Consider the following 6665-nt stretch of genomic DNA (forward strand, 5'->3'; position numbering starts at 1 on the left):
TGAACTGTAACCAGAAGAAAATTCCGCTGCTGTTTTTCCACGATGTCACGGGCTTCATGGTCGGTAGCCGCGCCGAGCAGGGCGGTATCATCAAAGACGGAGCCAAGATGGTCAACGCCGTGGCCAACTCAGTGGTACCGAAATTTACCTTCATTGTCGGCAATTCCTACGGGGCTGGTAACTACGCCATGTGCGGAAAGGCCTACGACCCACGCCTGATTTACGCCTGGCCCACCGCCCAAGTGGCCGTGATGAGTGGGGGCGCCGCCGCCAAAACCCTTGTCCAAATCGAATCTGCCTCGCTCAAATCTAAGGGAAAGGAACTCAGCGAAGAAGCCGAGGCCGAACTCCTGAAAGAAATTACCGACCGCTACGACGCGCAACTCTCGCCCTATTACGCTGCCGCCCGTCTGTGGGTGGATGGCATTATCGATCCGCGCGAAACGCGCCGCATTATTTCATTGGGCATCGAAGCGGCCAATCAAGCGCCGATTACGAAAGCATTCAATGTAGGAGTGATTCAGGTGTGATTTTTTCATGACGGCCTATCGGAAGTGGGAAGAAAAGCACATGTTCTCCTGTCCGTCAAAGCTTGTTTTCGATTAGTAGGAAAACACAACTACCTGAGCTAGATATAAAAAAGCGTCGCTAGTTTTTAGCGACGCTTTTGAAAATTTTTGGTTTTCCCGGATTAAAATTTAAAGGATATACCAGCTTGAAGTACGCCGAACCCAGAACCCAGTTCAGCGAAAATACCCAGATTGGGCTGGAAGTAGTACTTTCCGCCTATGTGGCCAAGGAAGTGTATTCCACCGTTATAGGCATTATTATAGATGCTGCCGCCAAGACCGTCTATGCTCCATGAGATATTACGATAACCCAAACCCAACCCGGCATATAAATCAATTTGATCGTTATCGAGATTCAGAAGTTCGTTAAAGTGGTATGAACCACGTGCACCGATAGTAAAAACCGACCAGCGAGCGCCAGAACCCAAATAATTGGATCGTCCAGAATATCCACCCAAAACCCCGACACTAATGGCTTCGTGGATTCCATATTCAAAGGAACCGCCGAAGCCGATTCCGCCTGCACCGTAAGTACCCAAACCCACACCAACGTTGAGAAGTTTGTCGCCTTGCTGGTAAGACTGCGCCATTACGCCCTCAGTGTAAAATGATATGAGGGCCACGACAAAGAGAGAGGAGATAAGTTTTTTCATGATGTAATAGATTTAACTCGTGAGTGATATACGCAAAGAAAAGAGATTATTGTGGTAAGGCAAAAAACAGAAGGTAGTAAGTTATTATTCGGTACGGGAAACCGATTGAACGGTGTTTTTAAAAGAGTAACGTTGCAAAACGAACCGATTAAAAGCAGATTTTCTGTCGATCTAGTGTACATTTATAGAGAACGAAACAATAATAGTAAGATGGAATCTCACGTTTCCTACCCCTCTCAGAAACCTTTTTCGCTAGACGAAGTTACTCGGCAATGCCGCGATTACCACTACTTTATGGAGAAACGTCGCTCACTGCGCTTCTTCTCAGACCACCCGGTATCGCGAGAAGCCATCGAGCAGATAATCATGTCTGCTTCCACCGCACCCTCGGGCGCGCACAAACAGCCGTGGACTTTCTGCGCGGTGAGCAATTCCGGTATAAAAAGCAAGATTCGGGCCGCAGCGGAAGCAGAGGAATACCGTAGCTACAACGGGCGTATGAGCGAAGAATGGCTCCGCGACCTGCAACCCTTCGGTACCGACTGGCGCAAGCCATTTCTGGAAACCGCCCCTTGGCTCATCATTGTCTTCCGACAGATTTACGGGTTAGGCGAAGCGGGAGAAAAGCAAACCCATTACTACGTGAACGAGTCGGTGGGCATTGCCTGCGGGTTTTTGCTCACGGCTATTCATCAGGCCGGCCTGGTAGCGCTCACGCATACCCCCAGTCCGATGGATTTCCTGACAAAACTACTGGAACGCCCCGCTAATGAAAGGCCCTTTCTCCTCATACCTGTTGGCTATGCCGCCCCGGACGCCACCGTTCCTGATTTGAGACGTAAGTCTAGCGAAGAGGTGATAGCCTGGTACGAATCAGGAGAAGGTTAAACAAATTCCGGTTTCAGTTTCTCCCTGACCCCCTTTTTGAACTTACCATTACCCTCTCATGTACCTTTACGTCAAGTCGCTCCACATTATATTTATCGTAAGCTGGTTTGCGGGGCTATTTTATATGCCGCGGCTGTTTGTCTATCATACGGAGGCCAACGATAAGCCTGAGCCAGAGCGTGGTATCTTGTTTCGGCAATTCGTCAAGATGGAAGGGCTGCTGTTTCGGGCAATCATGGTTCCGGCGTTGTGGTTGACGCTGATCACAGGCTTTACAATGCTGTACATTACACCTGCCTGGCTGAGTCAGGGGTGGATGCAGATCAAGCTGGGATTTGTGGCGGGGCTAATCGTTTACCACTTTTATACCCGAAAACTACTCCATGAATTGAAGGCGGAGCGGTTTCGGTTTTCTTCCTTACAACTTAGGCTTTGGAATGAGGTGGCTACTGTGTTCTTGTTCGCGATTGTGTTCTTAGTAGTGTTGAAAAGTGCCGTGCAGTGGATTTGGGGCGTCGTGGGGTTAGTGCTGTTTGCGGTAGTAATTATGGGAGCGGTTAGGTTGGCGAAAAAGGCGAGGGAAAAGCGCGGCGCTTGACTCTGCTGTCTTTTTTTGCTGGCGCAAAAATGACGGCCAGGATGGCCGTACCACAACAAAAAAGCCTTCGCGGATTGCGAAGGCTTCTTGCATTTGAAATGTGACGGAGGCGAGACTCGAACTCGCATGCTGTTAGGCACACGCCTCTGAAACGTGCGTGTCTACCAATTCCACCACTCCGCCAGCGTTTCCCTATTTGGGGCCACAAAGATAGTATTATGCGCGTGATTCGTGCAAGTTTTTTTGTGGAATTGATTTTTTGAATGACACAGCCGTTTGCGGAAGCGGAAGTAGGGGCGAACCCATGTATTCGCCCAAACGCGCGCCAGCCATCGGGCGACCGTGCAGCTTGCGCCAGCCATCGGGCGAACACATGGGTTCGCCCCTACAAATCCTCCTGCTATACTACCACCCGCTCGTGCATTTCAGGAATATGGATGCGGTCGAACCCTTCACGCTGTAATTTTAGTTTAAAGGCAGTTTGGGTGTCGTACTCACCGTGGACGAGGAAAAGTTGTTGTACGCGGCTGGCGTCTTGGCAGGATAGGAAATCGATCATTTCGTTGTAGTCGCCGTGAGCGGAGAAGGATTCCAGCGACTGAATGTTGGCTCTTACTTCATAATCCTGTCCGAAGATGCGAACGTTCTTTTCGCCGTATTTCAGTTGGCCCGCCAGCGTGTGGCGTGCGGCGTAGCCAACGAAAAGAATGGTAGTCGAAGGCTTTTCAATGTTGTTCTTGATGTGGTGCTTCACCCGCCCGGCTTCGGCCATACCCGAGGCTGAGATAATGATGCATGGCTCGTCGCGGTCGTTGATGGCCTTGGAGTCGGCTACGTCCGAGACGTAATGCAGGTACGGAAACGCAAAAGCATCGCCGTCGCGCTCAATGTATTCCAGAATATCCGGGTTAAAGCATTGCTCGTTGGCCTTCATGATGGCCGTGGCCTTGATCGCCAGCGGACTGTCGATGTACACCGGAATGCGGGGCAGGCGTCCCGCGCTCGAAAGGCGATCCAGCGCGTAAATCAGTTCCTGCGTCCGGTCCACGGCAAAAGCCGGGATAATCAGTTTGCCACGGTCTTCGACGCAACACTTGTGAACGATGCGTTGCAAGTGCGCCTGCAAATCGGGCTGTGCCTCGTGCAGGCGATCGCCGTAGGTGGATTCACAAATAATGAAGTCTGCTTGCGGGAAAGTGTCGGGTTTGCGGAGGATTTGGTCTTCGGGCCGGCCTATATCGCCCGTGAAGGTTAGTTTTTTGAAAGTACCGCTGTCCTTGATATTTAAGTGAACTGCTGCGCTGCCGATGATGTGGGCGGCGTCGGTAAAGAAAACATCGGTCTCATCTTTTCCCAATTGAAAGTTTTGGCCGTAACGTACGGGCTTCAACATGTCCAGGGCGCGCTTCGCGTCTTCGGAGTCGTAGAGCATTTCCAGTTGCTCCCGACCCTGCCGACGGCGACGCTTGTTGATGCGCTCCACGTCTTTTTCTTGAATATAAGCGCTGTCCATCAGCATGATTTGGAGCAAATCCGCCGTCGCGTGAGTACAGTAGATCGGCCCTTTGAAGCCCTGCTTCACCAGCCGTGGAATCAGCCCGCTGTGGTCGATGTGGGCGTGTGAAAGTACCAGATAATCGACCTCTCTTGGATCGAAACCGAAGTTCTGGTTCAGGTCGTCGGTTTGGATACCCTGAAAAAGCCCGCAGTCCAGCAGTATTTTGGTACCCAGGTCGGTAGTGATGAGGTGCTTGCTACCCGTAACGATTCGGGCCGCACCGTGGAATTGTAGTTGCATGTAGCGTGGGGGTGGTTAGGTGGCTTTTTTGTTAAGTGGCAGAGCGACAAAGCCGCAAAGCCACAAAGTTTTTTTAGTGGGAATTACACAACGTCGAACTACTTCTCAAGAAATGAAGGAAGATTCAGTTTATATGCATGTAGGGGACAAAATTACTTTCTATAAGACAACGTAGCCGTGCAGCGCCCTTTACTTTGTGGCTTTGTCGCTTTGTGCGGTCCGGCGTTCCGGCTCTGTGGCTTCTGACAACACAAAGACTCCCGCCAGATTCCTCCCTTGCTCTTCATAATCCAGGCCGAATCCGACGACGAAGCGGTTTTCAATTTCGAAGCCGAGGTAGCGGATGTTAACGTCCTCGCGCAGGGCGTCAGGCTTGTGGAGCAAGGTAGCGATTTCTACGCTGGCTGCGCCTTTTTGGCTTAGTTGGGCGGTGAGCTGAGCCATGGTCAGACCCGTGTCCACGATGTCTTCGACGATGACGACGTGCCTATCCTGTACGTCCTCTTCCAGGCCAATGATTTGCTTCACGCGACCCGACGACTCCATATTTTGGTAGGAAGAAAGCCGCACGAACGTGACTTCACAAGGGATTTGAATGTGCTTGAACAACTCGGCGGCGAACAGGAACGCCCCTTTCAATACGACGATGAACAATGGATTTTTATCCTGATAGTTTTTATCGAGTTGATCCGCCAACTCAATTATCCGTTTTTCCAGTTTGGCGGGTTCCAGAAAGGGAACGAAGGTTTTGTCTTTTATGGTAATCATAAACACATTAGGCATGGGTGCCCAAATTACCGCCTTTTTTAAAATTACTTCCCATCGCAAACGGAAAATTACGTTCCTGCGTTACTTAGAACAAGATTTTTGCGTTTGATTTTATGTTAAAAATAAACAAAATATATTCCCTCTTTCTGCTGCTTTCGGGCTCAATACCCCTGTCTTCGGCTTGGGCGCAGTCGCCCTACTCGCAGTCCGATCTGGACAAAAACTACGATATGCTGCTGGCCAATCCCGGTGTGCAGATCGAAGCGACGGAGGCCATCAACAAGCTTTACAACTACAAATTCGGCGACGCCGAGGCCGAATTCAACTGGCTGAAGTACCGCTATCCCAACCACCCCATGCCGCAGTTTCTGATGGGCCTGGCCGACTGGTGGAAAATCGTACCGAATACCGACAACCCGGCTTACGACAATCGCTTCCTGACCCGGATGGATTCGTGCATTTACCTGGCCGAAAAGCTGTACGACCAAAAAGAAAACAAAGTGGAACCCGCCTTTTTCCTAGCGGCGGCTTATGCCTTCAAAGGTCGGCTCTACGCCGAACGGCGACAGTGGACGAAGGCTACCTTCGCGGGAAAAAACGCTTTGAAATATCTTGAAAAAAGCAAAGGTTACGGCGACCTGAGTCCCGAACTGCTCTTTGGCGACGGCATTTACAACTATTACTCCGAGTGGATCCCCAAGGAATACCCGATTCTGAAACCCGTCCTGGTTTTTTTTCAAAAAGGAAACAAGAAGCTGGGTATTCAACAATTAGAGAAAGTAGCCAACAATGCTTTCTATACCCGCGTGGAAGCCCGCTATTTTCTTTTACAAATTTACAGCCTGGAAAATCAATACGGCAAAGCCTACGACATGGCCAAGTACATGTGGCAGACCTACCCAGATAACCCCTATTTCGAGCGCTATTTCTGCCGCTCAGCCTTCGTGACGGGCCATGCCGGCGAAGCGCAGCAGGCTGCCCGCAACATGCTGGACAAAATTGACCGCCGGATGCCCGGCTACGAAGGCGTGAGCGGCCGCAACGCGGCCTATGTGCTGGCTTACTATAAGTTCAACTACGAGAAAGATTACGACGGAGCCGCCGACTACTACCAAAAGGCCATCAATTTTTCGGTGCAGACCAAATCGCTGGATGCGGGCTATTACGTGTCGTCGCTATTGGGGTTGGGCAAGGTTGCCGAAGCACGAAAGGATATCGACGAAGCGCAGCGCTATTACAAACTGGCTCTGGACAAAGCCGACCGCAAGTCGAGCCAGCACGACGAGGCCAAAAAGGCCATCGACAGTCTCAAAAAATCTCGCCGCGAAGACCGCCGCAGTCGTCGGCGATGAAAACGGACTTCCGTTTTCGCCCTTACTTCACCAAAACCT

At 50.9% G+C, this 6665-nt stretch carries 7 protein-coding genes and 1 tRNA gene; 4 read left to right on the forward strand and 4 right to left on the reverse strand.

What is annotated here, in order from left to right; translation table 11 throughout:
• Window positions 1–530, forward strand: a 530-nt coding sequence (locus ACEW8P_RS10040; RefSeq protein ID WP_373512950.1) for a carboxyl transferase domain-containing protein, incomplete at its 5' end; no start/stop codon positions are given.
• A gap of 161 nt (window positions 531–691) precedes the next feature.
• Here ACEW8P_RS10040 and ACEW8P_RS10045 read toward each other — a convergent pair.
• Window positions 692–1222, reverse strand: coding sequence for a hypothetical protein (locus tag ACEW8P_RS10045; RefSeq protein WP_373512951.1), 531 nt, complete (start codon window positions 1220–1222; stop codon window positions 692–694).
• Between the two features lie 210 nt (window positions 1223–1432).
• On the opposite strand from ACEW8P_RS10045, the gene ACEW8P_RS10050 reads away from it, so the two are divergent.
• Complete coding sequence (locus tag ACEW8P_RS10050; protein WP_373512952.1) at window positions 1433–2110, forward strand: nitroreductase family protein; 678 nt, start codon at window positions 1433–1435, stop codon at window positions 2108–2110.
• A 58-nt stretch (window positions 2111–2168) separates the two neighbouring features.
• Complete coding sequence (locus tag ACEW8P_RS10055; protein ID WP_373512953.1) at window positions 2169–2708, forward strand: CopD family protein; 540 nt, start codon at window positions 2169–2171, stop codon at window positions 2706–2708.
• A 101-nt stretch (window positions 2709–2809) separates the two neighbouring features.
• Here the strand turns inward: ACEW8P_RS10055 and ACEW8P_RS10060 are convergent.
• The 3 genes from ACEW8P_RS10060 to hpt form a co-directional block, all read right to left on the reverse strand.
• Window positions 2810–2891 (reverse strand) — tRNA-Leu (locus tag ACEW8P_RS10060).
• A gap of 217 nt (window positions 2892–3108) precedes the next feature.
• Window positions 3109–4506, reverse strand: coding sequence for an MBL fold metallo-hydrolase (locus tag ACEW8P_RS10065; protein WP_373512954.1), 1398 nt, complete (start codon window positions 4504–4506; stop codon window positions 3109–3111).
• A 189-nt stretch (window positions 4507–4695) separates the two neighbouring features.
• Window positions 4696–5274: a hypoxanthine phosphoribosyltransferase gene (gene hpt, locus ACEW8P_RS10070; RefSeq protein WP_373512955.1), complete on the reverse strand. Its 579-nt coding sequence runs from the start codon at window positions 5272–5274 to the stop codon at window positions 4696–4698.
• 113 nt (window positions 5275–5387) lie between these two features.
• Here hpt and ACEW8P_RS10075 point away from each other — a divergent pair, with 113 nt between their 5' ends.
• Complete coding sequence (locus tag ACEW8P_RS10075) at window positions 5388–6626, forward strand: tetratricopeptide repeat protein (RefSeq protein WP_373512956.1); 1239 nt, start codon at window positions 5388–5390, stop codon at window positions 6624–6626.
• Window positions 6627–6665: the final 39 nt, after the last annotated feature.

The sequence above is a fragment of the Persicitalea sp. genome (assembly GCF_041751555.1).
In the GTDB taxonomy this organism is placed as follows: domain Bacteria; phylum Bacteroidota; class Bacteroidia; order Cytophagales; family Spirosomataceae; genus Persicitalea.

Excerpts from the sequence above, each read along its gene's own strand:
- ACEW8P_RS10075 (WP_373512956.1), top strand. The coding sequence starts at position 5,388 with ATGTTAAAAATAAACAAAATATATTCCCTCTTTCTGCTGCTTTCGGGC.
- ACEW8P_RS10045 (WP_373512951.1), bottom strand. The coding sequence starts at position 1,222 with ATGAAAAAACTTATCTCCTCTCTCTTTGTCGTGGCCCTCATATCATTT.
- ACEW8P_RS10055 (WP_373512953.1), top strand. The coding sequence starts at position 2,169 with ATGTACCTTTACGTCAAGTCGCTCCACATTATATTTATCGTAAGCTGG.
- ACEW8P_RS10065 (WP_373512954.1), bottom strand. The coding sequence starts at position 4,506 with ATGCAACTACAATTCCACGGTGCGGCCCGAATCGTTACGGGTAGCAAG.
- ACEW8P_RS10050 (WP_373512952.1), top strand. The coding sequence starts at position 1,433 with ATGGAATCTCACGTTTCCTACCCCTCTCAGAAACCTTTTTCGCTAGAC.
- hpt (WP_373512955.1), bottom strand. The coding sequence starts at position 5,274 with ATGATTACCATAAAAGACAAAACCTTCGTTCCCTTTCTGGAACCCGCC.